Here is a 25,413-nt window from a genome sequence, read left to right on the forward strand (position 1 = left end):
AAGCACGTATGGAGTGCTCTATATCAATTTAATAGTTTTATTGGTCGATGCCCTGTAGTCAATCGTAGACACGATTACTATAGTGTCTCTAACTGGGAGCCGTTGGTTAAGGCTGATATCGAGCAACAATGCCGGGTATCAGCCAAGCGCAAGCGTTAACGGTCATCGACCAAAAGTTACACCGTGGACTTATACCAAGGCAGAATTACTTATGGGTAGGTTTGTCTAGGTTTTTAGAAGCGGTACATAAGATAATGCTCAAGCTCTAATTTCTGCTGATCCGGCTTCTCTATCCATTGCCGTATTGACCCCACTCTGACTGTTCACGGCATCTTGTGAGGAAAACAGTGGGGAGATTTTGAGTTTAGGGATTAGGAGAAAAATTGCGATCGCGCGGCTTGAGTGTCTTGCAGGTGCTGTTCTAAGCCTTGCCAGTCGCTTTGCTCAACCCGTTCAATCAATTCATCGAGACGGTGACGATAGGATAAGAGCGATCGCAATAAAAAGTCCCGGTTATAACGCGCCATCATCACCCCTAACTCTGGATTTCCGCCACCCACCCGACTGGTATCCCGAAACCCGGAACTGGCTAATTTCTGCACTAACTCTAGGACAATCGGATCAGTTTCATCGATACAAGCATTAATTAGACTCGCACTCACCATCACAGGTAGGTGAGAAATCCAAGCCACGGCGCGATCATGATCCTGAGGACTACAGAAATAAACCCGATTGGTAAGCGATCGCACCAAATGCTCAACCTGTTTCACCGCGTCGGTTGGCGTCGTATCCAGAGGTGTCAACACATAAGCACAATCAGTAAATAACCCCGATACCGCCGCCTCAATCCCATTCGATTCTCGACCTGCCATCGGATGTCCACCGACAAAATTATGCCACAGAGGGGTCACCGCTTCCACCACCGCCGTTTTCACCGAACCCACATCCGTGATAATCGCGTCAGGGGATAGATGGGGAATTAACGCCTGAAGCGTTGGCGCGATCGCTGAAATTGGCGTACAAATAAAAATAATATCAGACGCTGCCAAAAGGTTCATTTTGACACTCGCGTCATCCACGACACCGAGTTCAATGGCTCTCTTGCAGGTATAGTCTTGGCGAGACACTCCCAAGACAGAATGACCTAATTTTCTCAAATCTAGTCCTAGGGAACCGCCAATGAGTCCAAGTCCAACAATCCCAATCTTCATGATCCCATGCCATCCACGCTAAGCTGATCAAATCTCATTTAAATGTTTTAGGCAAAGCTGGAGTGAGAGAGTCTTAGCACCCTTCCCAACTATCATTATTGGATTAGGCTAGGCGCTACCCTTTACCAGTGGGAGAGGATTAAGTAAGACAAGGGAGAATGACTTTAACCGATCCCACTCAACTCTACCTTGACACTCTACTGGGAAACTTGATCCGATAACAACACCACTCGGTAGCGCTTTCCTTGAAAACGTATCCTCTGGCAGTTCAATTAAGGATAGCATTAATGAATGTGACGGCAATTCTCAAAAAATATGCGGCTGGCGTGAAAAACTTTTCCGGTGCAAACCTTGCCGAAGCCAATCTGAGTGGGATTAATCTCAGTGGAGCCGATTTAAGTGAAGCCAACTTAAGTGTAGCCAACCTCAGTGGTGCTTATTTAATTGGAACCAATTTGAGTCGGGCGCGACTCAATGTAGCCAGACTCAGTGGTGCAAATCTTACCAAAGCCAACTTAACCAAAGCCAATCTCAACGTTGCCAATTTGATTCGAGCCGACTTGGGGGGAGCGCAACTGACGCAGGCGGCGATGATTCGGGCGGAACTAATTCGTGCCAAGTTAAGTGGTGCTAACCTCACAGAAGCCAACCTCAGTGGTGCAGATCTGCGAGAAGCCGCCCTGAGAGACGCCAAACTACACCGGGCGAATCTGAGCGAAGCCAACCTACGCGGGGCATTTGCCACCGGAGCAATACTCGAAGGTGCCAATTTAAACGCCGCCGATTTGAGTCGTAGTGATCTGAGTAATAGCAATTTTCGACAGGCTGAATTTAAACAAGCCAATCTCAGTTGTGCCAATTTAGCGGGTGCGGATCTCAGTGGTGCGAACTTGCGCTGGACTGACTTGAGTGGTGCTAATCTCAGTTGGGCAAATCTGAGTGAGGCGAAATTAAGTGGTGCGAATTTAACCGGGGCAGATTTGACTCATGCCAATTTGCTCAACACCAGTTTAGTCCATGCTGATCTGACCCAAGCGCGATTAATTCATGCCGATTGGATTGGGGCAGATTTAACTGGGGCAACTCTCACGGGAGCAAAATTGCATGGCGTGTCTCGTGTCGGTTTGAAAACCCAAGGTATTGTCTGCGAGTGGGTTGATTTGAGTCCAGAGGGCGATCGCAGCCGGGTGGTTAACCTGTCAACGGAAGAAGTATCGCACAAGTTTTTTAATGAAACCCTACCCACTGTCACGATTCTGATTGATGCTCCTTTAGATATAACCGCGAATTTAACTCTAATCCGGGTTTATCATCAACTGGCGCAGACGTTCCCCGTTCTCAATACAGCCCCCAATGTGAACGTTGGCGTGCGGAAAACCTCTTTGACTTTCAGTGCCAGTAATTCTGAGTTGTTGATTATTGCTTACTTAGGTATTGTCCCGTTTAACGATGCCACGATTACCCAGCAGAATATTATCACATTGCTCAAGAAGCTAGAACCGAGTGTTCGGGAAAAGTGGGGAATTAAAACATCCCAATCCATTCAAGAGTTCCGGAAAACCCTTAACCAAGGGATCGACCAGTCAAAAATGGCAGTGGATTTTAGGAAGTCGAGTCCTTTCTTCCAAGCTCCCACTCAAACCATCATCACCAACTCTCACAATCAAACCTGGACAGCTTACTACCATCCTGCCTTTGGTAAGCCGTTGATGAAGGGGGTGTAGGGTGTGGGGTGTCGGGTGTCGGAGAGATGGGGGAGCAGAGGGAGCTGGGGGAGCAGAGGGAGCTGGGGGAGCTGGGGGAGCAGAGGGAGCTGGGGGAGCAGAGGGAGCTGGGGGAGCAGAGGGAGCAGAGGGAGCTGGGGGAGCAAATAACCAATGACAAATGACGAATGACGAATGACGAATGACAAATGACAAATGACAAATGACAAATGACAAATGACAAATGACAAATGACGAATGACAAATGACGAATGACTTATAACAACCATAGAAGAAAGTGTTATCCTCCACAGTATTGTGTTGTGTGAGGAAATTCAAGTTATGGTTACGTCTCCTGTCCGCCGTCAGGACTTCCATCGTTTTACCCCCAGACATCTATACAAATCTGCAACTCATGGAACGCTAACGGATTTATCGCTAACCCTGCCAAAGACTCCCCTATTTGGTACGGATGGCATTCGGGGACGAGTAGGAGAACTGCTTACGGCTGAATTAGCGCTACAAATTGGGTTTTGGGCAGGTCAGGTCTTACATTCGCAAGCCTCAGCATTGGGTCCAGTGATTGTTGGACAGGACTCGCGAAACTCCAGCGATATGTTGGCATCGGCGCTGAGTAAAGGCTTAAACTTAGCGGGATTGGAGGTTTGGAATATCGGGTTATGTCCTACACCTGGGGTTGCTTATCTTACCCGTTTCTCAGAAGCCATGGGTGGAGTGATGATTTCTGCTAGTCATAATCCCCCAGAAGACAATGGGATTAAGTTTTTTAGCGCTCAAGGAACAAAACTGCCAGGGGAATTGCAGCAACAGATTGAGGCAGGTATCCGAGGTATAGTGGATACGGCTGTGATTGCTCATACTCAAGGTCAGCATTATCACCGACCGGAATTAGTGGGACGTTATTTGGAATCATTACGGCGTCCCCTGCACTCTGTAACCCATTTACAGGGGATGAAAATCGTCCTGGATTTGGCGTGGGGGGCTTCGGTGAGGTTAGCGGAACAAGTCTTTTCTGAGTTGGGAGCAACGGTTATTTGCTTACATAATCAACCTGATGGCGATCGCATTAATGTTAATTGTGGCTCAACTCATTTAGCCTGTCTCCAGAAGGTGGTACGAGAACAGTCGGCTGATATGGGGTTTGCCTTTGATGGTGACGCGGATCGAGTGATGGCAGTTGATAGCCAAGGTCGAGTTATTGATGGTGATTATATTCTCTATTTCTGGGGACAAACGTTACGACAAAGGGATCAACTCCCAGATGATTTAATTGTTGCCACGGTTATGGCTAACTTGGGCTTTGAACGGGCATGGAAAGCCAGTGGCGGTAAACTGGTACGAACGGCTGTGGGTGATCAATATGTGCAAGCGGCAATGGATCGCAGTGGAGCTATGCTGGGTGGTGAACAATCAGGGCATATTCTTTGCTACCATTACGGCTTGACTGGCGATGGTATGTTAACGGCGCTGCATTTAGCCTCATTGGTACGTCAGTCGGGGGTTTCCTTGAAAACCTTAGTAGATCAAAGCTTCCAGACCTATCCCCAACTCCTGCAAAATGTGCGCGTCGAAAACCGCGATCGCCGTTTACATTGGCAAGACTGTCAACCCCTGATGGATGCGATTTCCCAAGCTCAAACTGTGATGGCAGATCAAGGGCGAGTTTTAGTCCGAGCATCGGGAACCGAACCCGTCATTCGGGTGATGGTAGAAGCCATTGAAGCGCAAATGGCGACGCACTGGACAGCTAAACTGGTTTCTGTTGTGGAAAAACATTTAACTTGAATGGCACTGAAATAAGCATTTTGGGATCGCCGAAACCATTGATATACAGTAGGGTGGGCACTGCCCACCAGCATACCAGTCAGTACCATTCCATTTAAGTTCAAAGGCAGGAGGCAGAAGGCAATGATAACGGTTCTGGAAAGGATATGAGAACTTCCCCCAGCTCCCTCTGCTCCCCCAGCTCCCAGACGTAGCATGCTACGTCTCTACATTGCGTCCCCAGCTCCCCTACCCCTGCACCCTGGCGTGTGGATGTGCCACAATCGAAAGAAATGGGCAACGTGACAGCTTTGCCATGGTTAAATCGAAATCGAAATCAAAATCAAAAAAATCGAAAACTTCAAAAAAAGGAAAAAAGCAGTCAAAGCAGTCTGAAGCCCCTCTCCTGAGTTTGAAGGAGCAGTTAGCCCAAAAGCGTAAAGCGCAAAAGCAGCGCCAAGAACTGATTCAATGGCTGTTCATGACGCTATTGCCGGGGATATTCCTAGGGGCGATCGCGAGTGTGGTTGCTGAACCAAAGATGGGCGTAATCGCCGGAGCCATCATACCTTGTTTTGGTCTGTCCTATAAATATCCCCGCAAGGCACTGTGGTTATTTCTCATTTATATGCCCTTTAGCGGCACGGTTGTATATACCCTCGGCGGTAGCGCCCTACTCCAATTAGCCAAAGATGGATTATATTTTCCTGCCCTAATTGGCTTATATCAACAGTGCCGACGCGAAAAGAAACCCTTCTTTGTTCCCCAAAGCCTGATGTCAACACTGAGTATTTGCTTGGTGTTTTCTCTGTTGACATTATTCTTTGTCAACGGTTTACATTTAACAGGCGAGGCGTCAGGACAACCTTTTCTTCAAGGAATTTTGGGCTTGAAAATTTTCCTAGGATATGTTCCCCTGATTTTTTGCGCTCAACATTTGCTCAAAAGTAAAAAGGAGTTGCTCTTTTGTAGCCGCTTACATCTAGGTCTGGCAATTATTTGCTGTCTGCTCGGGCTGTGGCAGTACATGATGCTCAAGCAGGGTGTCTGTAGAGGTACGGATCACCTCTCCGGGGTTGAATTATTTAAGGCAAGCTTAGAGGCTCGCTGTTATATTGGTGGCGCTTTGCTGTACAGTCCATCACAGAATATGATTCGCTTGCCAGGAACCTTTGTGTCTCCTTGGCACTGGGGTTGGTTCTTGATAGGCAATAGCGCATTGACATTTGCCGCCGCATTTAGCGATTCGTCTTTTTTGTGGCGGATTGGAGGTTTGGCAGGTATGGCACTGGTTTTTGTCAATGCGGTAATCTGCGGTCAGCGAATTGCCTTGGCTTTGGTTCCAGCTATTACGATACTTTTGTTGATCCTCACAGGTCAGATAACGAATCTCAAGCGGTTTATTCCAATAGGCGTGGGACTCGGCTTGCTGATTGCGATTGGTTTAGCCATGAATCCCGAACTGGTTCAGGAACGAATTGACAGTTTTAAGAGTCGTGCTGAGGCTTCACCCCCACAAGCATTCATTCAAGAACAATTTGAATGGGCGACTTATAACACTGAGGGATGGCTCGGTAATGGTTTAGGACGAGCCACGAATTCTACTCGCACCTTTGGGGATGTTTCACTGGTTGAAACCTATTATCCCAAACTTATCTTTGAAGTCGGTACCATCGGAACCCTAGCATTTTTGGCGTTTGTGACGCACTTGACATTTACTACATTTAAAGCCAAACAGTCAGTGCGTGACAAAAATTTACGTAGTTTTGGCTCTAGTTATTGGGTTTTTGTGTTGATTATCAGTTATAACACCTATTGGTATCCTTTGGATACAGACCCCGTAGCGGTCTACTACTGGTTCTTTGCAGGGGTCATCCTAGCCTTACCCAAGATAGACCGACAGGAACTGCGAAAACAGAAACTTGTCGAACAACAGGATGAATCTGACGTACAAAAGAACGGTAAAAAAAAGGTATCTAAACCACGAATTGCTACCCCAGCAGCCTCTTAGTGTATGAGGGGAAGCAGGGGGAGCTGGGGAAGCTGGGGGAGCAGGGGAAGCAGGGGAAGCAGGGGAAGCAGGGGGAGCAGGGGAAGAGGATTACCAATGAACAATCAACAATCAACAATTACCCTTTCAAAAAATAGCCGTGAATGAGCCGTTAATTTCAGTCATTATTCCCACTTATGAACGCGAGGAACCCTTGCGAGATACCTTAGAAGATGTACTCAAGCAAGACTATCCCGCTGTTGAGATTTTAGTGGTTGATCAAACTCAAAACCACAAACCTGAAATCGAAGCCTATTTACAACAACTGGCGAATGACCAGAAAATTAAATGGTTTCGGGTGAACTGGGCGAGTTTACCTGGGGCGCGAAATTATGCTGTGCGACGGGCGACGGGTGAAATTATTGTGTTTATCGATGATGATGTGAAAATGCCTGCTGGGTATTTGCAAGCCCACGCCCGGAACTATGAACGTCAGGAGGTTGGGGCGGTTGCGGGGCGAGTGTTTGACCGAATGAAGCTAGCCGATTCTCAGAAAAAACATCAAGGAGACTATGAAATTGAGGAGTTACCCCCTCAGGCGATGGACCCCGGAATTGCTTGGTATCACATTGACCTAGTGCATACGATTAAACCGCAGTGGGTGATTTCCGCTAGAGGCTGTAATATGTCCTACCGTCGGGAGATTTTTACCAAGCATGGGATATGGTTTGACGAACGATTTCGCGGAAGTGCGGTGCGGGAAGAGTCAGATTTTTGTCTGCGATTGCGGCAAACGGGGTATCAGATTTGGTATGATCCCGATGCCTCTTTGGTGCATTTAGGCGAAGAGACGGGCGGTTGTCATGATATTAGTACGCGATCGCTAAAATACCAAGTCACGTTTTACCACAATCATTTTCTGATGGCGCTGAAAAACCTCACCCCCAGTCAGCAGGTACGCTTATTCGCCAAGCTTTTTGATTGTCACGTTCTCGGAAATCCACCCTGTAACAAGAGTGGTTCCCCTATTAAAATTGTTACTCGTGCAGGGTTCTACACTATCGGATTTATCGACGCCCTGAAAACTCAAATCCAGTCCATTTGGGATCAGGGACAAGTTTATACCCAGTTGGATAAAAAAGTTGATGGTTGATTGGGGACGTTTTGACCCTTCGCGACTTTCAATTGGCATGGTTTGTAGGGGCGGATTTAGGGACTCTCTTGTCGCGATTGATAGTAACCTTAGTACAAAACCCGCCCTAACTCAGTGTTGAGATAACTCCCTATCTCCCCCATCTACCCCATCTCCCCCATCTCCCCCATCTCCCCTATTTCCTATTCCCTCTAAAAAAATGAAAATTCTAGTTGCCAGTCATACCTATATTGTTGATCTTAACTGCGAAAAGCTACGCGAACTCGCCAACTTAGAACCTGATATTGAAGTCACCGTAGTCGTACCCCGTCGCTGGCGTCCAGGGGGCGTACAAAATAAAATCATTGAAACCCAACCGCGTCAAGAGGGTTCATTTCGAGTTGTCCCTATCTCTAACTTTAGCCAAAACAACCAGGGATTACTCACCTTCGGCACGGATATACTTGGCTTATTGCGAGACTTTAAACCCCAGATCATTCAAGTTGAACAAGGTGCAAAAGCATTAGGATATGCCCAACTCATTGCCTTGAATCAACTGTTAGGACTTAAGGCAAAAAATGTCTTCTTTACTTGGTGGAATTTACCCTATCAGGTTAAGTTTCCTTTGTCAATATTGCATGATTATAACCTTCAGAATACCCACGGACTGGTTGCGGGAAATCAGGATGCGGTGGAAGTCCTCCAGCAACATGGTTATCAAGGGGCTTATACCGTGATGCCCCAATTAGGTGTAGATGAAAGCAGATTTCGTCCCCAAGCCCAGCCAGAGTTACAACGTAAGCTAGGACTTCAAGACGATGAGTTTGTCGTCGGATTTGTAGGGCGATTTGTTGAGGAAAAAGGGTTATTAACGTTAGGGGAAGCCTTAGCGGGTATCCAGGAACATCGCTGGAAGTGGTTACTGCTAGGGCGGGGTTCTTTGCAAACTGTGTTAATACAAAAGGCGGTGGAATGGGGAATTAAAGACCGGATGATTTGGGTGGAAAGTGTTCCTCATGACGAAGTGCCAAATTATATCAATTTGATGAATATTTTAGTCTTGCCATCTGAGACGACGTACAAGTTTAAAACGTTAACGGCGGCGGGATGGAAGGAACAGTTTGGTCATGTTTTGATTGAGGCGATGGCATCGAAAGTGCCTGTGATTGGGTCGGATTCGGGGGAAATTCCTAATGTGATTGGGGATGCGGGTTTGGTGTTTCCGGAGGGGAATGTAGAAGCGTTACGTGGCAAGTTGGTATCGCTGATGGAACAGCCGGAGTTGGTGAATCAGTTGGCTGAGTTGGGGTATGAACGGGCTATGAGGCAGTATACGAATAAGGCTTTGGCGCGGCAGTTGTTGGATTTTTATCAGAGACTTATTGAATGATGAGAGGGGGTATCGAAATTATATTTTTTTAACGCAGAGAACGCAGAGGTTTACGCAGAGGGCGCAGAGGGAGTGATAGGATTGGGACTTGATTTTTATAGGATTTGGAAATAATTGGCGATGATATGATGTGGGTTTCTTTTTAAGGGAGTGAGTATGACGAATGACGAATGACGAATGACGAATGACAAATGACGAATGACAAATGATAAATGACGAATGGCAAATGACGAATGACAAATGACAAATGACGAATGACAAAAATGCGAATTTTACAAATTGTCCCTTCAATTTCGCTGGTTTATGGGGGTCCGAGTCAAATGGTGCTGGGGCTTTCTAAAGCGCTAGCGAATCAAGGGGTAGATGTTACGATATTGACGACTGATAGTAATGGGGATTTTGGTCAACCGCCACTGGATGTTCCTTTAGATAAACCTGTTCCCCAGGATGGCTATCAGGTGCGATATTTCCGGTGTTCTCCGTTCCGTCGCTATAAGTTTTCCCTCGATTTATTACGTTGGTTGTGGCAACATGCAGGGGAGTTTGATCTGGCGCATATTCACGCCCTGTTTTCACCCGTGAGTACGGCTGCTGCGACAGTCGCCCGAAAACGAAATTTACCCTATATTTTGCGTCCCTTGGGTACGCTTGATCCGGCGGATTTACAGAAGAAACGGCGATTAAAACAAGTGTATGTTGGATTGTGGGAAGGCGCTAATTTAGCGGGGGCGGCGGGTATTCATTTTACCAGTCAACAAGAGGCGAAAATTTCTCAACGGTTTGGTACGAATGCGCCGGATATTGTGATTCCCTTGGGGGTTACGCCTCCGGAGGATGTAGAGACGCGCCATGGCGCGTCTCCACGTCAGGGCGGGTTTTGCACAAACGATATCATTAATAGCGAAACAAAAGTCCCTAAATCCGCCCCTACAGATTTCCCAGGGAACGTCTCTATCCAATCCCCAATCCTATTATTTATGTCTCGAATTGATCCGAAGAAGGGATTGGATTTACTGATTCCGGCGTTAGAAGCGCTTTTGGCTGAAGGGTTAGGGTTTCAGTTTATCTTAGCTGGTGCGAATCCCCAAGATCCAGAGTATGAACGTAAAGTTCAACAACAGATTCAGGCGTCGCCGCTATCGTCTCATACGACAATTACAGGGTTTGTTGAGGGGGAAGTAAAAGCGGCGTTGCTCCAAAAGGCGGATCTATTTGTTTTACCCTCTTATTATGAAAACTTTGGCATTGCTGTCGCCGAAGCGATGGTGGCGAGGACTCCTGTGGTAATTTCAGATCAGGTGCATATTTGCCCAGAGGTGAAGGGGGCGGAGGCGGGATGGGTTTGTGGGTGTGATGTAGCGTCGTTGACGCAAACGTTACGGGAAGCATTAAGGGATGCTGGGGAACAAAAACGGCGTGGAGTCAATGCTAGAGATTATGCCCTACAGCATTATAGTTGGGATGCGATCGCGCAGACTATGATTGAGGCATATCAAAACATAATTGATAATTGATGTACAGTCGGGGCGGGTGTAGGGTGCGTTAGCGGAGCGTAACGCACCATTTCAAAAGCTAGTAGTGAAACCCGCCCCTACACAATCTTCGCCATCTCCCGATAACTGACACCTGATAACTGATAACTGATAACTGATAATGGCAGACATTGATAACCTGCTCAACCAAATCGCCGCCCAAGAAACCCAACTTCAGGATACCGAGTTTCTTGCTCCCTGTGTTCAAGGGGGAAAGGTTCGCACGTCAGTGGCTAATCTGATTTATACGTTTACTCCTCAACCGCCTGACTTTGAAGGATGGGGTATTTTTCGTCCTGTGGATGAGAAAACGGCTGAGGTGGTGGAAGAGGCGAGTTTACCTCAATTAGCGGAGTATCTGAAATTACTAAAACCTCTGCGCTTACGATTAGCTTATCCGTTGCGTTCATTGACTTGGTTAGCCTATCCCATTAATGAATCGGATATGCAGCAACGTTTGGGTATGGTTAAACCTGTACCTGTACATCTAGTTAGCGAAGGTGCTGCATTTGAACCGATTATTGCCCGTTTTGATGGTACGGCGTTTTGGTTTGATGAAATCGACAGACGCGCTGAACCTCAGCCGACTGAACAGTTACGAGAACAGTTAGAACAAGTTACTCTACCGGATCAGGTGCGGTTTGCGGGAATGACACCGGAAATGCTGACGGTTTATGAACTCGTATTGCAACAAACACCTGCTTATCAGCAGCGAGAACAACATCGACGTCAAGCGAGAGAAGCAGGGAGAGCTGGGGGAGCAGAGGGAGCTGGGGAAGCTGAGCGGGGAGCTGGGGAAGCTGAGCGAACTGATGAACAGCAGTTGCGGGATGCGTTACAGATGGGAGGTGGAAGATTGCGGACATTTCGCGATCGCGGCGAGTTTTGGCAAGTGGAATGGACGACTCGTGATGGGGAACGTCATACTTCTGCGATCGCTAAGGGGGATTTGACGGTGATGAGTTCGGGAATCTGTCTTTCTGGTTGCGATCGCGACTTTGATTTACAATCCCTGGTTGGTGTGATCGAAGCCCGATTCTAGAACAGCTAGCGTAGGGTTCATGAATGCTGTCCCCTGCACTAAGAAATGTAAACAAGCGTCAAATTCTGACTGTTCTCTGTTCCCCGTTTCCCATCTCAACCGTCAACTTTAATTTTATCCCCCTACTGACCAACATTTCTTTACGAAGATTTCAAAAAACTACCCCTGAATCTTGACTACAATCTAGTTATCGTCTACCACAATCTCTATTAAACCCAGAGACATAAGATGCTGACAAAAAAAGCGCACCAGAGAAAAATCAGTAACTCGTTTGACTTTAGTCAACTCTTTGCTCAAAGCATGAAAAAGGGTCAAATCAGTCACTCTGACTGGTATGAATTGCTGATCACACCGATGGATAATGCCTTTACCTCAGATCATGAGGAGGCGGTGACTCGATTAATCTATGGGGTGCGACATGGCTTTGTTAAAGTCATTGAGAACGGTTAGTTGTTTTAAACTAGCCATTAGCTATGTCGCGATACGTCCGGCGGACACGCTTCGCGAACGCGGTGATTGCCCAATTGTATTACTAAGTAGGTCGGTGGACATAAACCGAACTAGGTTAAGTTCTGTGAATGTTCCTCAAACCCTTACATAAACGTAGCTTGCTTCTCGATGAAAACGAGAATGATGAATGACGAATGACGAATGACGATCTCTGCCGTTAACTTTAATTGTCCCCACCTACTTAATGTCTATTTTCTTTCACGAAAACCTCTATCGAACACCCGCCCTGATGACACGGTTGCAGGAGTTTCCGGTAACCGTATGCGGGGCTGGGGCGCTGGGGGCAAATCTGACCGAAAACCTGGCGCGTTCTGGATTTGGCAGGTTACGGGTAATCGATCGCGATCGCATTGAGGAACGCAATCTTTCTACTCAACCCTATTACAAATCTGATATTGGTGCTTATAAAACTAAGATATTGACAAATACGCTCTATCGTGCATTGGGTATCACCGTAGATGGGCGTGCCAAAGAACTAACGGCGGACAACTGTTCTCAATTACTTCGGGATAGTCAGTTAGTCATTGATACCTTTGACAATAGTGTCGCCCGTCAAGCGGTGAAAGACTATTGTCAACAAGTGCAAATTCCCTGTTTGCATGTGGGATTGGCAAGTGACTATGCGGAAATCATTTGGAACGATAATTATCGCGTTCCCTCACCAGTCAATGATGATATTTGTGATTATCCCTTAGCACGAAATTTAGTTATGCTGGCGGTGGCGGTTGCTGGTGAGGTGATTATTACCTTTGTCGCTACTGAAAAGCAACAAAATTTCACGATTACGTTAGCCGATTTAGCCGTTAAACCTTTGAATCCGTAGGGGTTGGTGAATAAGGGACTTACGGAAAAATAGAATACCAGTCATTGTAAAGGGTAGGGAGGCAAACTGGCGGCAATGCTATTGCACGCTATCACAAGAGAATCAGGATGATACCAGCTCAAACTGTACTAGCTACGTTCAAAGATGCCAGCGAGAAACTCACAGGTTGTCGTAAACGAGATTTTATCGCCAAGGTCACCGAAGATTATTTTGATGGGTCAGCCCGCAAAGCTGAAACAGTCAAAATACCCCAGCGCAAAAGCTGGGGCATTCTATTTATTAAATTTTTTCTGTTATAGATTGGGGGAATAGACTCCCTGGCTGAATGCATGATAGTCTGGAGTAGACCTCAACAAACAAATCATCGTCTTTTGGTCGGAGAAAGAGTAACCAATTCAGCGGCTGTTTTCCGGAAGGGATATAACCGTTCGATGCCCAGAAGCGACAGAACAATCAAAACCTGAATAGCCCATGGTGCCATAGCAAACCCAAAAATTAAGCAAAATATAGCACTACCTATAGCTAAAACCCGGGAAACTTCGTGAGAGGCGCGTAAAGACAGCCAGAGACTTGCGATGGCGCTGATCAAGAGAATCAGGAAGATTGGAAGCATAGCGATCACCTCTTAAAAGTTCCTAGAGGGCTTCCATCCGATTCAACGACTGCGAAACCCTCAATGTTATCTACGCTAACATTGATTGATTAGAGAAAATTGTAATATTAATAACCAGTTCGGGTTTTTTCAGAAATCTTTGCATAACTTCGTATTCTTCAGGCAGAGGTGGAAGCATTTGCCTGCAAAAATCCGCATAACCAGTCCTTCAAGTGATAAGTAGCACGGCAATCATCTTCATTGTAGCGTTGAATAATCTCCAGTACCGTGCGATCGCCTGTTGTCAGCCACTGTTCATAGAGACAGACGCATTGAGAACCCGTTACCGCCGCATCGCGCCACTCAAAGCCTAACCACCGCGCTAAATGTTTGAGTGAATAGCTTTCCACGGGTAGGGTAACAGTACTCATAACTTGCTGATGAACATCGACAAAGCGCGACAGTAAGGGCTGTAGCTGGGTGAATGGGGTTTTGTAAAGTTTAGCTAAGCGCTTGACAGTTTCAACTTCATAATCCGAAAAATGAAAGATGGGAGCATCCGGGTAGAGCCACACCAACTCTAAAAATTGCTGCCAGATCAGGGCTTCATCGTCGGGATGTTCTGCCAAGAAGGGGTGAAATGTCTCGGTATTGGTGGAGCGATCAACTACCAAGATACCTAGTAAATAGTCCAGGTTTAAGTCGGGTTGAGCCTCGATATCAAAGAAGAGTTCGACAGAGGCTTGGGGTAATCGATCCGTATATCCCATGGAAGGCTGAAACTCTGAGTAAGAATTAACTCCAGCACCATTGGCATTGTTCTCCGATTCCGTCAACCTGTCGAATGGTGGAGTCTCTCTAGCTGACTCAACTCTCTGACGCAGAATCACCCGATTGTGCTGAATCGATTGAGCCTGTTGCACTAAATTTAATCCCACTTCGCTGCCAAACTCGGATGCCAAGGTGCTAATCTCAGCTTGGGCAAGGGATTCTACCGTCGTTATCCCTAACTCCTGTAAACTCTGGTAGCGCTTTGGCGTAACACCGGGTATCAACGAAATATGCTTTTGAGACTGCGCGATCGCATAACAGCTACTATGCCAATGGCAAAGCCCACATTTTTGCCGTGAGATAAAGACTTCCGGCGCTTGAGCTTGTCCCAACGTTTGGATACAGTCAGCCAACTCCGCTTGCATCAAGGGTAGCCATTTATCCAGAGTCACCGAGTAGGCATTTTGACGCCGTAAAATTAACCAAGCCTGACTGGGCAAACTTCCTTGTATTTCAGCCAAAAGATGGGCATGAAACGCCGCGATGATTTGATAATCTGCCTTAGCCCGCCTGCCGAATTTAATCGAGACGGGAACATACATCCAATCCCCAAAAATCGACTGTCCTGGCTGTTTGAGCAATAAATCAGGAGCACCCAGCAGCGTGACTCCCTCAACCGTTTGCCTGAGCAAAAGTCCCTTAGCGATACAATCGACGCCTTGCTGCATCAACTCCCACGTCGCCTGCGCTCCCGCTTGCCAATCATCTCGCCCATAGTTAGGGGTTTGTATCGGTGTCAGGTTTGCTCCAGTCGGTAATAAGGATAGGAGTGGACTTTCTCCGGCAGAACCATAGCTTCCCTCGAATTCTGCGCTTTTGAGGATAGCTTGCCGATGCGCCGAACTATCTTGGCGCAGTTTCAGTAGAAAATCTTGGGGCGGATCTTTTTGACTCGGATCACCAGAATAATCGAGAAACGCTCGACGCCGACAGCGTTTGTAATAGAGGAGCAATTCATCCGTCAGCAGCATAGCTTCATTGGGGATGGGGGATTGGGGATTGCTCATATTCGCGAAGCGCCAAGCACGCTCCGTCATTTTTCGTAGCACAGGGAACAAGGACTTTAAATTCATAATTCAAAACTCATAACTTAAAACTCGGTTAGGGCGGGTTTTGAATAAACGTTATCATTAATAGCTGGTGCGAAAGTTCATAAACCCGCCCCTACACAATTAAAACTCAACATGAATCGCGGGAATCCCCGTCCTCCACCTTAAATGCGGCAAGGGGGCGGACGCCTGTACCTGAAAGGTCAGCGTCTGGGGAATTGCCGCCAACAAATAAATTGAGTGACAGCGAATCCTTGTGTTTAGAATGCATATTCATATCCGTCAGCTCTATGAATTGTTTTCAGATATTTTGGATGCACGTCGAATTTTTGACTTCCTGTGGTTAACTTGAAGCTTGGCTTGAATCGAATCGCTATTCGACCCCTGTAGGCTCCTGCATACTTTCCAGTTAGAACATTAGCTTCAACCAAGTCTCCAGTTTGGAAACCCATGAAGAATTTCTTTCGCGGAGCATGACGCATTGGGAACCCAAATTTATTGGTTCCGCAACGTTGTCTTTTTCCGTGACCTTTGGCTTTAACGCTCAAAGGTTTAATTCCGTTAAGAAGAAGTTTTTTAGGCGTTGAAACGCCAACACAAGCTGCATCAGTCCAATGAGTTTTTTCGATGCCTTTCGTTTTACGGTTGAACTTTGTTCGACCTCCAGAACCTACCTCTACTGGCAAACCAGTTGACTGAAGCCTTCGATACAGTTCCCAACGGGTAGCATTAACGGCTGCGGCATCTTTAAGAGGTGCTTTGGCTTGAGCTAATACCCGCTTGAGGACTCCTGGTTTCTTTTTCAGGAATTCTTCAACGGGTTTGTTCCCTTTAGCTTGGTTGCAGGAATGACAACTAAGGCAGAGATTACTGACTCTATTGGAACCTCCCTTACTTCTAGCAATGATATGTTCAATCTCGAAGGGGACATTTTTAACGCCACAGTAAGCGCATTTTCTTTCCCATTTGGCGAGTAAATACTCTTTGACCTCAAAACCAAACAGTTCACCTCGTTGGTACTCAACCCCGTTAATTTCAGGGTTTTGGATATTCTGCTTTCTCGACCTGACTAGCTCTTGAGAGATTGCGGTAACTGGGCAAAGTTTTCTGATTCGCCTCACCCAAGTTTCAATATTGGCAATTCGACTCTCAAGGGATGGTGGTAGCCATCCATCTTTACGGGTTCTGTTCAGGAAGCGGGGTTTGCGGTAACGAGTTTTGCGATTGCGTCGCCCCCTCCTTAATGATCTGCGGGATTCAAGGGAATCTTTAACCTGTTGCCCTCGGTGTGAGATTTCAAAAGCGCTTGTTACACGTCCTGTTTTCTCTTGAACAACTGCAATACCCGTTGTCTTGCTGCCAGGGTCTATTTTAATTCGGTGCGGATGAGTAACAGACTCTTCAGCGGCTCTGTCTTGCAAAACAATAGTGAATGGATAGCGCTTAAATACCTTAGCCCTCCCTTGCGAGAGTAGTTCTCTAGCCCTTGCTGGATGACAAGGGTCAAGAGGTTTCAGGTTTTTATCTAGAACGAAAACACGCATTACTGCATCTCTCAATTTCTTGGTAAAGTTTGCCTCGACGGTGTTAAGACCCGGTACTTTCTGAGTAACACTGGCTTTTCCGAATGACCTGTTTAATTACCCAGTTGTAGAGCAAGGAACTGGCACGCATCCCTTGGTACGAACGTTAACTCTTAGTCTTAACGGCTGCTCGGTTCGGCTCCGCTCACGCCCGCGACTTGTATCGAGCGAAGCCGAGATAAGTCGAGGTGAGCCGTCTGGTCAACAGGCTTTTTCAAGCCCACACCATACCACTAAGGGTTGGTGTGCGGTAGTTGACGCGCCATCACGGGGAGGGATAGCGGGGCGACGTAGTGTCGTGGCACACCTAAAATGGTAGATTAGAATTGTAGGGGCGCAAGGCTTGCGCCCAGTTTAAACGTCAAATCTATTCCACAATTTTAGCTGTGTCAGTCCAGTAGGTACGGAGTCGCTAGTGCAGCGCGGCAGAAATACTTGAGCAGCCCATCTTAGGTTGAATAGCACGCTCCTTAAGCATTTGGGGAGCGCCAAAACCCTTTATCTATCGTAGTAGGCTGGCAAGCTTAAAGTTGTGGGTAAAATTTTTCTGGATCGCTACTCTCATAAGGGTTCCTTGAAAATACTTGACCACTGTTTTAAGCTTGCCAAGCCAGTAGAGTGGGCATTGCCCACCATCCTTAAGTCAGTGACATTCATCTTAAGTTAAGATGGAACGATAAATCCAAAAAACTGGATGACCCAATCAAATCTTACCTCGCAACAACTGAGCTATGCCTGACCCCTGTTCCCTCCCCGGATACAGCTGGCGAATAGGAGGTGTTCAACCCAAACAACTGTAGTGAAAGGTTTATAGTCAGTGATACCAACGCTGATGGCGAAGACAGCGCAACTACGAACTTCGCTGACATCGGTGCTATTCGTTCTCAACCTTTTCCGACTGTCCTCAAAACTTAAAACTTTTTTCCACACAGGATGCAACTTTTCGCAGTTATTATTAATGGTCACTGGCAACCCGGAATCGGTGATCCTACGTTTATGGGCTGGTTTACAGTCGTGGCGTATTTTATCACAGCGTTATTGTGCCTGATCAGTGCCTTACCTCATCGGCTCGTCTTCCCTCTACAGCGAGTGAGTCAAATTCGTTGGCTATGGGGATTCTTCGCCATTCTTTTATTATTGCTGGGTATTAATAAGCAATTAGATCTACAGTCTTTGGTGACTGTAGTCGGCAAGGAATTAGCGCTATCTCAGGGTTGGTATCAGCAGCGTCGGATGGTTCAGACGCAATTTATTGTAGGAATTGTGATTGCGGCGTTGCTTTTAGTTTCGGTAATCGGACGCGCCATTTATGCTGAACGGCGAACCTATCGGTTAGCGCTTTTAGGTTTAATGTTCCTTTCTTGTTTTATTGTCATTCGCGCCTCATCCTTTCATCATATTGATGCCTTGATAAGCTGGCAAGTGGTCGGATTAAGGATGAACTGGATATTAGAAATAGGGGGTATCGCTTGTATCGCTATTGCCGCAATTAGGACTATTTTCAAGCGAATGTCACTGACTTAAACCCGCCCCTACACACTCAAAACTCAGACTAAGGGAAATAGTTGATGAAGGTAAAACGCCAAAGCAGCACTGGCTACAGGTACGGTAAGATTATCCATGCCCCACTTCGAGAACATTTCTAAACCTGTAGCCCCTAACGCCACAGCGATAGGGAGTAACCACGTTTGCCAAATATTACCCTGAACCCCAAGTAGAATTAACCAACTGACTCCATAGCTGATTAGAGTCATTGTCAAAGAACCTTCCCAGCTTTTTGTCATCCCCCAGATTTGGTACTTATGCTGCCCAAATCGCTGACCAATTAATCCCGCTAGTCCATCTCCCCAGGTCATGACTAAAATGCCAATAGCAGCATAGTGGAATTGATGGGGCGACCAAAACCAGGCGATGAGGATGCCCATACTCACCGCATAGAAAAACGTACCAAAACTTCTACGTCCCACACTGTTGATACCGGGCAGAAATGGCACATAATACGACAAAAGTGCGATCGCGCTAGCGATGATAGATGCGGCTATACCCACCCAGGCGGGAATTTGTAACCACCAAGCCACCAAAATCACATTGCCCGTCCCGATGTGAACAACTTTGCGGGCTAATTCTGAACTCGTAGAAGTCCGGCGATGGATTGTCTCAGCGGATAGCACAATCACACCTAGCCCCAGTGCCACAATACTAATGTGGAGCCATAACGCCGGAATTGATTCAAACCAAGGTAATGAGTCAAGCAAGAGTGAACCCGAATAACAGAGGAGTGTCTGATAACACTCTATTACAATCATGAAAATTTTATTAATTTGGCTGATTCGAGCCTACAGAACCTTAATTTCCCCGATCTTTCCGCCAACCTGTCGATTTCATCCAACCTGTTCAACCTATGCCCTACAAGCCATTGAACGCTTTGGTCCCTGGCGTGGAAGTTACCTCGCACTACGGCGCATCTTACGTTGTCATCCATTTCATCCGGGCGGTTATGATCCGATTCCGGACGCAACTCCCAAGGATGAGAGGGAAGCTGGGGAAGCTGGGGGAGCTGGGGAAGCTGGGGGAGCTGGGGGAGCTGGGGGAGCTGGGGAAGCTGGGGGAGCTGGGGGAGCTGGGGAAGCTGGGGGAGCTGGGGGAGCTGGGGAAGCTGGGGGAGCTGGGGGAGCCGATTTGTAGGGGCGGGTTTTACCAATAACGTTTTAGCTCAAACTGATAACTTAACTCGCGCCCGCCCAGTTGTAGAGGTGAGTTTTACAGATTTCGCCAAGAGAGATAAATCCGCTAAATCGCGTATTAAGATTCATTACTATTGCTGAGGAAATTACGTAAGTAGAAATACACAATAGTAGTTAAGCACATACGACTTATCAAGGACTTACGCCATTGAGTTATCTAAGCAGTATCTCCGTGTCTAAACGTAAGTCCTTTTTCTTTGTAGGTCTTACCCTGACAGTCTGTCTTCTTTGATTAATTTAACATTTATTTACAAAAGTACACAATTTTCTCCGTAATTGCACGGTGATACAAATGAACTACCTAGCAAAGTTCCGGAAATATACGGATTATTTCGCTCTTTGAGTTGGATATGTTCTAAGAGGAAACACTGTATTCTTTAGCCCCTGAGCGCTTGTTCTGACGGTCAGGGGATTTCTTGTATGCGTTTTGAGTCATTAGTCTAAAAAACAAAGGACTAATGATCACGGACAAGAACAATGAAACCCTATTACCAGATTCCGATTCGAGACTGTGGAGAACCCCTAGTTCCCATACCCTTGGAACGGTTCGCGGTGGAATCCCTTCATCCTTATGAAAAACTGGGCGCTCCTTACGGGAAGACATCGCCCTACCATTTGCGCCAGACAGTGTTAGAGGCATTAATCACAGCTCAACATTACCTGCAACAGCGATGTCCGGGTTGGCGTATCCTGATTTTTGATGCCTATCGTCCTGTAGCGGTTCAGGAATTTATGGTCAACCATACCTTTGCAGAAGTAGTGCGATCGCAAAACCTCAACCCAGCGACTCTATCGGAATCAGAACGCCAGAAAATATGGCAGCAAGTGTATAAAATTTGGGCATTACCGAGTCCTGATCCCTTAACCCCACCACCTCATAGTACGGGTGCAGCCGTGGATATTACGCTCGTCAATGAGAAGAATGAGACGATTGACATGGGTTCGGAGATTGACGAACTCTCACCCCGCTCTCATCCCGATTATTACGCCCAAGAATTGCACCTCCCCTATCATGCCCATCGGCAATTGTTACGGGATATCATGCAAAAGGCAGGATTTCAGCGTCATCCAGGGGAGTGGTGGCACTTCTGCTGCGGCGATCAGATGTGGGCGTGGTTGTGCCATCAACAGAACCCCAGCCAGAGGTTTATCGCTCGTTATGGTCGAGTAGCTGGTGATTAAGGGAATTAAACCGATATTCTGGGTAAAGACGATTTTTTTGTCTGTCGATCACTCCCATCTGAATAGGTTATGGTTGCACCGAAACAAGTCTATGTTCTCTTATTCAATGCTCGTAGCGAAAACGAGGGGATTCACACCCTGCAAATCAGCGATCGCAATGTGGTGTTGATGTTTGAGTCAGAGGATGACGCCATCCGTTTTGGCGGGATGCTGGAAGCCCAGGATTTCCCCAATCCCTCTGTGGAAGCGCTGGAGGTTGAGGAAATTGAAGAATTCTGCCAAAGTGCCGGCTATGAGTGCCAACTCGTTGAAACCGGGATGTTGGCATTACCGCCGGAAACAAATGTGGAAAAAACAGACTGGCAACCTAATGGGACGCCAAATCAAGAACCAGAGATGTCTGATCTAGACCGAATTCGCCGTCAGCTAGAGGGATTGTTGTAATGAAAAAGTTGGAGGAACGGGGTTATCTGCTAACGGAACAGGTAAACCCTCAAAGTCAAAATCTCGACCAGCTTACCTCGCTAGAGTTAGTGGATTTGTTTAATCGCGAGGATGAGGAAACAATTCGTGCGATCGCCGCCGTTAGAACTCAACTAGCACAAGCCATTGAGCGCACGGCAAAAGCCCTGAAACAGGGAGGGCGTCTCTTTTATGTCGGTGCAGGGACTAGCGGACGCTTAGGGGTACTGGATGCGGCTGAATGTCCTCCCACCTTTTGTACACATCCCGAACTGGTACAAGGCGTTATCGCTGGCGGCGCCGGGGCGTTAATCCGAAGTTCAGAAAACTTGGAAGATCGGGAAGAAGATGGCAGTGACGCGATCGCGCACCGTCAGGTGACGGAATTGGATGTGGTGGTGGGTATTACCGCTGGTGGGACAACACCCTATGTACGCGGGGCGTTGCAAGCCGCACGACAACGCGGCGCTACGACAATTTTGCTTGCCTGTGTTCCCGCTGAACAAGTCAGTTATGAGGTAGATTTAGATATTCGCTTACTCGTCGGACCAGAAATTCTCGCGGGTTCGACACGCTTAAAAGCCGGAACTGTGACCAAAATGGCATTGAATATCCTGTCTACAGGTGTAATGGTGCAACTGGGTAAAGTTTACGGTAATCGCATGGTCGATGTCGCGGTCACCAATAAAAAACTCCATGACCGTGCCTTACGAATTCTACAAGACCTGACTGACCTGAGTCGAGACGAAGCCGGATTTTTACTCGAACGCAGCGGACGCCGCGTGAAACTGGCACTGCTGATGCATTGGACAGGAGAAGATGCCCCAGTCTGCGATCGCCTGTTGAGTCAACAGCAAGGAAATCTCAGACAAGCATTACTCAGTTACCAGAACAGTGGTGATTGATTTGTTAACAGCGACTTTCCGCAGCATCCCCACTCAGCTACAGTAGAACTATTGGCTTTTGCTGCTACAAGTTTCATTAAACATGTTCAACGGATCAGAGACGACTGCAACAGTTTTACTTCTCCTTGTCGCCCTTGGCGTCATCGGTTGGGGATATAGGCGTGCCAGAACTTACGGCAAACTCGGCATCCTCGCCTGGTTGCAGTCCCTCGTGTTGACGGTTCCCTGGCTGATATTTTTTGTTTTATTGGCTGCCGGAATTTATCTGAATATTGTTGGTATCTTGTTTTTATTGGTGGTTTCAACCGGGATCTATATTTTCCTCGGCAAACGGTTGCGGGAAGAAGGTCAAGAAGCCGTCTTGCAGAAGCGTGCCAACCAGTTACTCCATGAGAAATCTGATACCAACGACAGTCAAAATGTGTCGCCGCAAGAAGACACCTCAGCAACCGCCCCATCACCAGAGAGTAGTGGTCCGGCAGGGACTGAAGTTATACCCATTTCGCCAGACGATCTGAAGACTATCCAGGGAATTTTTGGTATCGATACATTCTTTGCCACAGAAACCATTCCCTATCAGGAAGGGGTGATATTTAAGGGGAATCTGCGTGGCGGTGAGCCTGAGGCGGTGCATTCCCGTTTATCTGCCAGTTTAGAACAACGGTTGGATGACCGCTACCGACTCTTTTTAGTTGAAGATCCCGAAGGAAAACCTGTGGTGATTGTTCTACCCAGTAGTAATGATCCGCAACCGCTAACGATTCCCCAGAAAATTTTGGCAGGGGTATTGCTGGTGGCTACCATTGTTACTAGCTTAGAAGCGGCTGGATTTTTGCTCAATTTTGATTTGTTTACCGCACCTGAACGGGTGAAGGAAACCTTGCCCTTAGGTTTGGGGATTTGCACAGTTTTGGCAGTTCACGAACTGGGTCATTTGTGGGCAGCACGGCGTCATCAGGTGCGCCTGAGTTTCCCATTTTTTATTCCCAGTTTACAAATTGGTTCCTTTGGGGCAATTACCCGCTTTGAATCATTGGTTCCTAACCGTAAAGCCTTGTTTGACATTGCCTTAGCTGGACCGGCGGCGGGTGGAATTGCGTCTGTTTTCCTACTGCTGTTGGGCTTGGTTTTGTCTCATCAAGGCAGTACCTTTCAGGTTCCGGCTCAATTTTTCCAAGGTTCGGTTTTGGTTGGTGGGTTAGCCCGGATTATTTTGGGAAATTCTCTGCAAGCACCCCTTGTTGATGTTCATCCCTTAACGATTATGGGTTGGCTGGGGTTAGTGATTAGTGCGTTGAATTTAATGCCAGCCGGACAGTTAGATGGGGGGCGGGTTGTTCAGGCTATCTATGGACGCAAAACGGCTCGCCGCACGACGATTGCGACGTTAATTATTTTGGGAATTGTGGCATTAGCGAATCCCTCGAATCCATTGATTTTGTATTGGGCAATTATCATTTTGTTTTTGCAGCGTTCTTTGGAGCGTCCGAGTCTCAATGAAATTACGGAACCGGATGATACGAGAGCAATTTTAGGCTTAGTGGCGCTATTTTTAATGGTGGCAACATTGATTCCCTTCACGCCAGCGTTAGCGGTGCGTTTGGGTATTGGTAGCTAAGGTAGGGGGAGTTTTGACCGTTATGAAAGACCTACTCAAAGCTGATCAACCGTAGTCAGACCTAACCTTGATGCTTACTTCCTGTTTCATTCTGGCAGTGACGGCACTCAACACCTCGGCTACGCTCGGTGTTGACCCTGATCGGAGTCGAAGGGTCAACCAGTCCACAGGCTATCACCACCTAACTGGCGGCTATCTCCAAATTAATGGAGGCGTTAAAATCGCGATCAATTTCCAGTCCACAGTTGTCACACTGAAAGATCCGCTCAGATAGGAGCATTTCATCTTTGACGGTATGACAGCGAGAGCAAGTTTTAGTTGAGGGATACCATTGGTCTACTACGACCAAGGTTGACCCGTACAGCTTACACTTGTACTCTAATTGGCGTTTAAACTCAAAAAAGCCCATATCCTGAACAGCTTTTGCCAGCTTGTGATTAGCCATCATGCCTGACACGTTCAGGTTTTCTATTCCTATTCGGCTGTGGTTTTGGGCTAAATAGGAGGTGAGTTTGTGTAACGTGTCTTTGCGAATGATGGCTATTTTTCGGTGTAAGCGGGCTATTTTGACTTGGGCTTTTTTCCAGTTAGAGGAGCCAATTTGTTTGTGACGATTTAGCCATTGTAGCCGTGAGAGTTTTTTCTCATACTTCCGGTAACTTTTAGCGCCTTCTACCACAATTCCAGTGGATAAGACGGCTAATGCTTTGATTCCCAAATCAACACCTACCACAGGGTGAGGTTTGGGGCGGTTGACTGGCTCATAGTCTAGCTTAAAACTGATAAACCATCTATCAGCCGTCCTAGATATGGTCACATTTTTGGGTTGAAATCGAACAGGTAACCGCTCATAGGTTTTCAGCCAACCAATTCTAGGGACTCTAATCTTGAAATGGTCAAGCTCAATTGACCCGTCTAGAGTGAAGCTATCATGCTTTCCCTTGCGCTTAAACCGAGGCGGTTTTTTGTTTTTCTTAAACGCATCTTTCCAAGCTTGGGCTAATTGTCTAAGCGCAAACTGGGGGGCGCATTTACTCACCTCATAGTACCAAGGGTAGATGGGTTTAACCAGCGCTACTAACCACTTGTGTAAGTCAATCCCAGTGGGAAACTTGATTTTATTCTCTGGGTTATCCCGATTATGGTCGAGTATCTGCTTAGTTAAGCCTAAGCCCCAATTCCAGGCATGACGGGAAACACCGCAATGCTTGGCTAATGCCGTTCGCTGCTTATTGTTGAGTTTCAATTCGGTTTTGAACCCTAACAGCATAGTCTATCTATCCAATGACTGTTATACTCATATTATACATGATGACACAAGTGTAACAG

The 25,413-nt window shown here is 47.0% G+C and carries 22 protein-coding genes and 1 pseudogene; 17 read left to right on the forward strand and 6 right to left on the reverse strand.

Going from position 1 to position 25,413, the window contains the following annotated elements:
• Positions 1-371: 371 nt before the first annotated feature.
• Positions 372-1,211 (reverse strand): prephenate/arogenate dehydrogenase, encoded by an 840-nt coding sequence (locus RIC07_RS20175; protein ID WP_446396082.1) that lies wholly within the window; start codon positions 1,209-1,211, stop codon positions 372-374.
• 287 nt (positions 1,212-1,498) lie between these two features.
• On the opposite strand from RIC07_RS20175, the gene RIC07_RS20180 reads away from it, so the two are divergent.
• From RIC07_RS20180 to RIC07_RS20230, 11 genes are all read left to right on the forward strand, one after another.
• On the forward strand, positions 1,499-2,935 hold the full coding sequence (locus tag RIC07_RS20180; RefSeq protein WP_446396083.1) for a pentapeptide repeat-containing protein: 1,437 nt from the start codon (positions 1,499-1,501) through the stop codon (positions 2,933-2,935).
• Between the two features lies 1 nt (position 2,936).
• Positions 2,937-3,092: a hypothetical protein gene (locus RIC07_RS20185; RefSeq protein WP_446396084.1), complete on the forward strand. Its 156-nt coding sequence runs from the start codon at positions 2,937-2,939 to the stop codon at positions 3,090-3,092.
• 164 nt (positions 3,093-3,256) lie between these two features.
• Positions 3,257-4,720 (forward strand): phosphoglucosamine mutase, encoded by a 1,464-nt coding sequence (glmM, locus tag RIC07_RS20190; RefSeq protein WP_446396085.1) that lies wholly within the window; start codon positions 3,257-3,259, stop codon positions 4,718-4,720.
• 295 nt (positions 4,721-5,015) lie between these two features.
• Positions 5,016-6,710, forward strand: coding sequence for a hormogonium polysaccharide biosynthesis protein HpsL (gene hpsL / locus RIC07_RS20195; protein WP_446396086.1), 1,695 nt, complete (start codon positions 5,016-5,018; stop codon positions 6,708-6,710).
• Between the two features lie 139 nt (positions 6,711-6,849).
• Positions 6,850-7,842: a hormogonium polysaccharide biosynthesis glycosyltransferase HpsN gene (gene hpsN / locus RIC07_RS20200; RefSeq protein WP_446396087.1), complete on the forward strand. Its 993-nt coding sequence runs from the start codon at positions 6,850-6,852 to the stop codon at positions 7,840-7,842.
• Positions 7,843-8,041: 199 nt separating this feature from the next.
• Positions 8,042-9,211 (forward strand): hormogonium polysaccharide biosynthesis glycosyltransferase HpsO, encoded by a 1,170-nt coding sequence (gene hpsO / locus RIC07_RS20205; RefSeq protein ID WP_446396088.1) that lies wholly within the window; start codon positions 8,042-8,044, stop codon positions 9,209-9,211.
• 263 nt (positions 9,212-9,474) lie between these two features.
• Positions 9,475-10,725, forward strand: coding sequence for a hormogonium polysaccharide biosynthesis glycosyltransferase HpsP (hpsP, locus tag RIC07_RS20210; protein WP_446396130.1), 1,251 nt, complete (start codon positions 9,475-9,477; stop codon positions 10,723-10,725).
• A gap of 139 nt (positions 10,726-10,864) precedes the next feature.
• On the forward strand, positions 10,865-11,785 hold the full coding sequence (locus RIC07_RS20215) for a hypothetical protein (RefSeq protein ID WP_446396089.1): 921 nt from the start codon (positions 10,865-10,867) through the stop codon (positions 11,783-11,785).
• Between the two features lie 228 nt (positions 11,786-12,013).
• A complete protein-coding gene (locus RIC07_RS20220; protein ID WP_446396090.1) occupies positions 12,014-12,235 on the forward strand; it encodes a hypothetical protein in 222 nt (73 codons plus the stop codon).
• 244 nt (positions 12,236-12,479) lie between these two features.
• Positions 12,480-13,118, forward strand: coding sequence for a ThiF family adenylyltransferase (locus RIC07_RS20225; protein WP_446396091.1), 639 nt, complete (start codon positions 12,480-12,482; stop codon positions 13,116-13,118).
• A 107-nt stretch (positions 13,119-13,225) separates the two neighbouring features.
• Positions 13,226-13,417, forward strand: coding sequence for a hypothetical protein (locus tag RIC07_RS20230; protein ID WP_446396092.1), 192 nt, complete (start codon positions 13,226-13,228; stop codon positions 13,415-13,417).
• A 62-nt stretch (positions 13,418-13,479) separates the two neighbouring features.
• Here RIC07_RS20230 and RIC07_RS20235 read toward each other — a convergent pair whose 3' ends face one another.
• The 3 genes from RIC07_RS20235 to iscB form a co-directional block, all read right to left on the reverse strand.
• Positions 13,480-13,731: a hypothetical protein gene (locus tag RIC07_RS20235; RefSeq protein WP_446357609.1), complete on the reverse strand. Its 252-nt coding sequence runs from the start codon at positions 13,729-13,731 to the stop codon at positions 13,480-13,482.
• 158 nt (positions 13,732-13,889) lie between these two features.
• Positions 13,890-15,512 carry a TM0106 family RecB-like putative nuclease gene (locus tag RIC07_RS20240; protein WP_446396131.1) on the reverse strand — a complete coding sequence of 541 codons (1,623 nt, stop codon included), beginning with the start codon at positions 15,510-15,512 and terminating at the stop codon, positions 13,890-13,892.
• A 338-nt stretch (positions 15,513-15,850) separates the two neighbouring features.
• A complete protein-coding gene (iscB, locus tag RIC07_RS20245; RefSeq protein ID WP_446396093.1) occupies positions 15,851-17,134 on the reverse strand; it encodes an RNA-guided endonuclease IscB in 1,284 nt (427 codons plus the stop codon).
• Positions 17,135-18,106: 972 nt separating this feature from the next.
• Between iscB and RIC07_RS20250 the strand changes: the two genes are divergently transcribed.
• The gene (locus tag RIC07_RS20250) at positions 18,107-18,697 is read left to right on the forward strand and encodes a hypothetical protein (RefSeq protein ID WP_446396094.1); all 591 of its coding nucleotides are present in this window, start codon (positions 18,107-18,109) and stop codon (positions 18,695-18,697) included.
• Positions 18,698-18,720: 23 nt separating this feature from the next.
• Here RIC07_RS20250 and RIC07_RS20255 read toward each other — a convergent pair whose 3' ends face one another.
• Entirely contained in the window at positions 18,721-19,428 is a 708-nt protein-coding gene (locus RIC07_RS20255; RefSeq protein WP_446396132.1) for a diacylglycerol/polyprenol kinase family protein, read from the reverse strand.
• 49 nt (positions 19,429-19,477) lie between these two features.
• Between RIC07_RS20255 and yidD the strand changes: the two are divergent.
• From yidD to RIC07_RS20280, 5 genes and pseudogenes are all read left to right on the forward strand, one after another.
• Positions 19,478-19,690, forward strand: a pseudogene (yidD, locus tag RIC07_RS20260) (membrane protein insertion efficiency factor YidD); the annotation flags it as partial.
• 704 nt (positions 19,691-20,394) lie between these two features.
• Positions 20,395-21,099 carry a M15 family metallopeptidase gene (locus tag RIC07_RS20265; protein ID WP_446396095.1) on the forward strand — a complete coding sequence of 235 codons (705 nt, stop codon included), beginning with the start codon at positions 20,395-20,397 and terminating at the stop codon, positions 21,097-21,099.
• A 69-nt stretch (positions 21,100-21,168) separates the two neighbouring features.
• Positions 21,169-21,543 (forward strand): DUF3110 domain-containing protein, encoded by a 375-nt coding sequence (locus RIC07_RS20270; protein ID WP_446396096.1) that lies wholly within the window; start codon positions 21,169-21,171, stop codon positions 21,541-21,543.
• Complete coding sequence (gene murQ / locus RIC07_RS20275; RefSeq protein ID WP_446380650.1) at positions 21,543-22,466, forward strand: N-acetylmuramic acid 6-phosphate etherase; 924 nt, start codon at positions 21,543-21,545, stop codon at positions 22,464-22,466. The genes RIC07_RS20270 and murQ overlap by 1 nt, the downstream gene beginning before the upstream one ends.
• Before the next feature lie 82 nt (positions 22,467-22,548).
• Positions 22,549-24,084: a site-2 protease family protein gene (locus RIC07_RS20280; RefSeq protein ID WP_446380649.1), complete on the forward strand. Its 1,536-nt coding sequence runs from the start codon at positions 22,549-22,551 to the stop codon at positions 24,082-24,084.
• A 181-nt stretch (positions 24,085-24,265) separates the two neighbouring features.
• Here RIC07_RS20280 and RIC07_RS20285 read toward each other — a convergent pair whose 3' ends face one another.
• A complete protein-coding gene (locus RIC07_RS20285; protein ID WP_446396097.1) occupies positions 24,266-25,354 on the reverse strand; it encodes an RNA-guided endonuclease InsQ/TnpB family protein in 1,089 nt (362 codons plus the stop codon).
• Positions 25,355-25,413 lie beyond the last annotated feature (59 nt).

Source organism: Coleofasciculus sp. E1-EBD-02 (assembly GCF_040218245.1).
In the GTDB taxonomy this organism is placed as follows: domain Bacteria; phylum Cyanobacteriota; class Cyanobacteriia; order Cyanobacteriales; family Coleofasciculaceae; genus Coleofasciculus.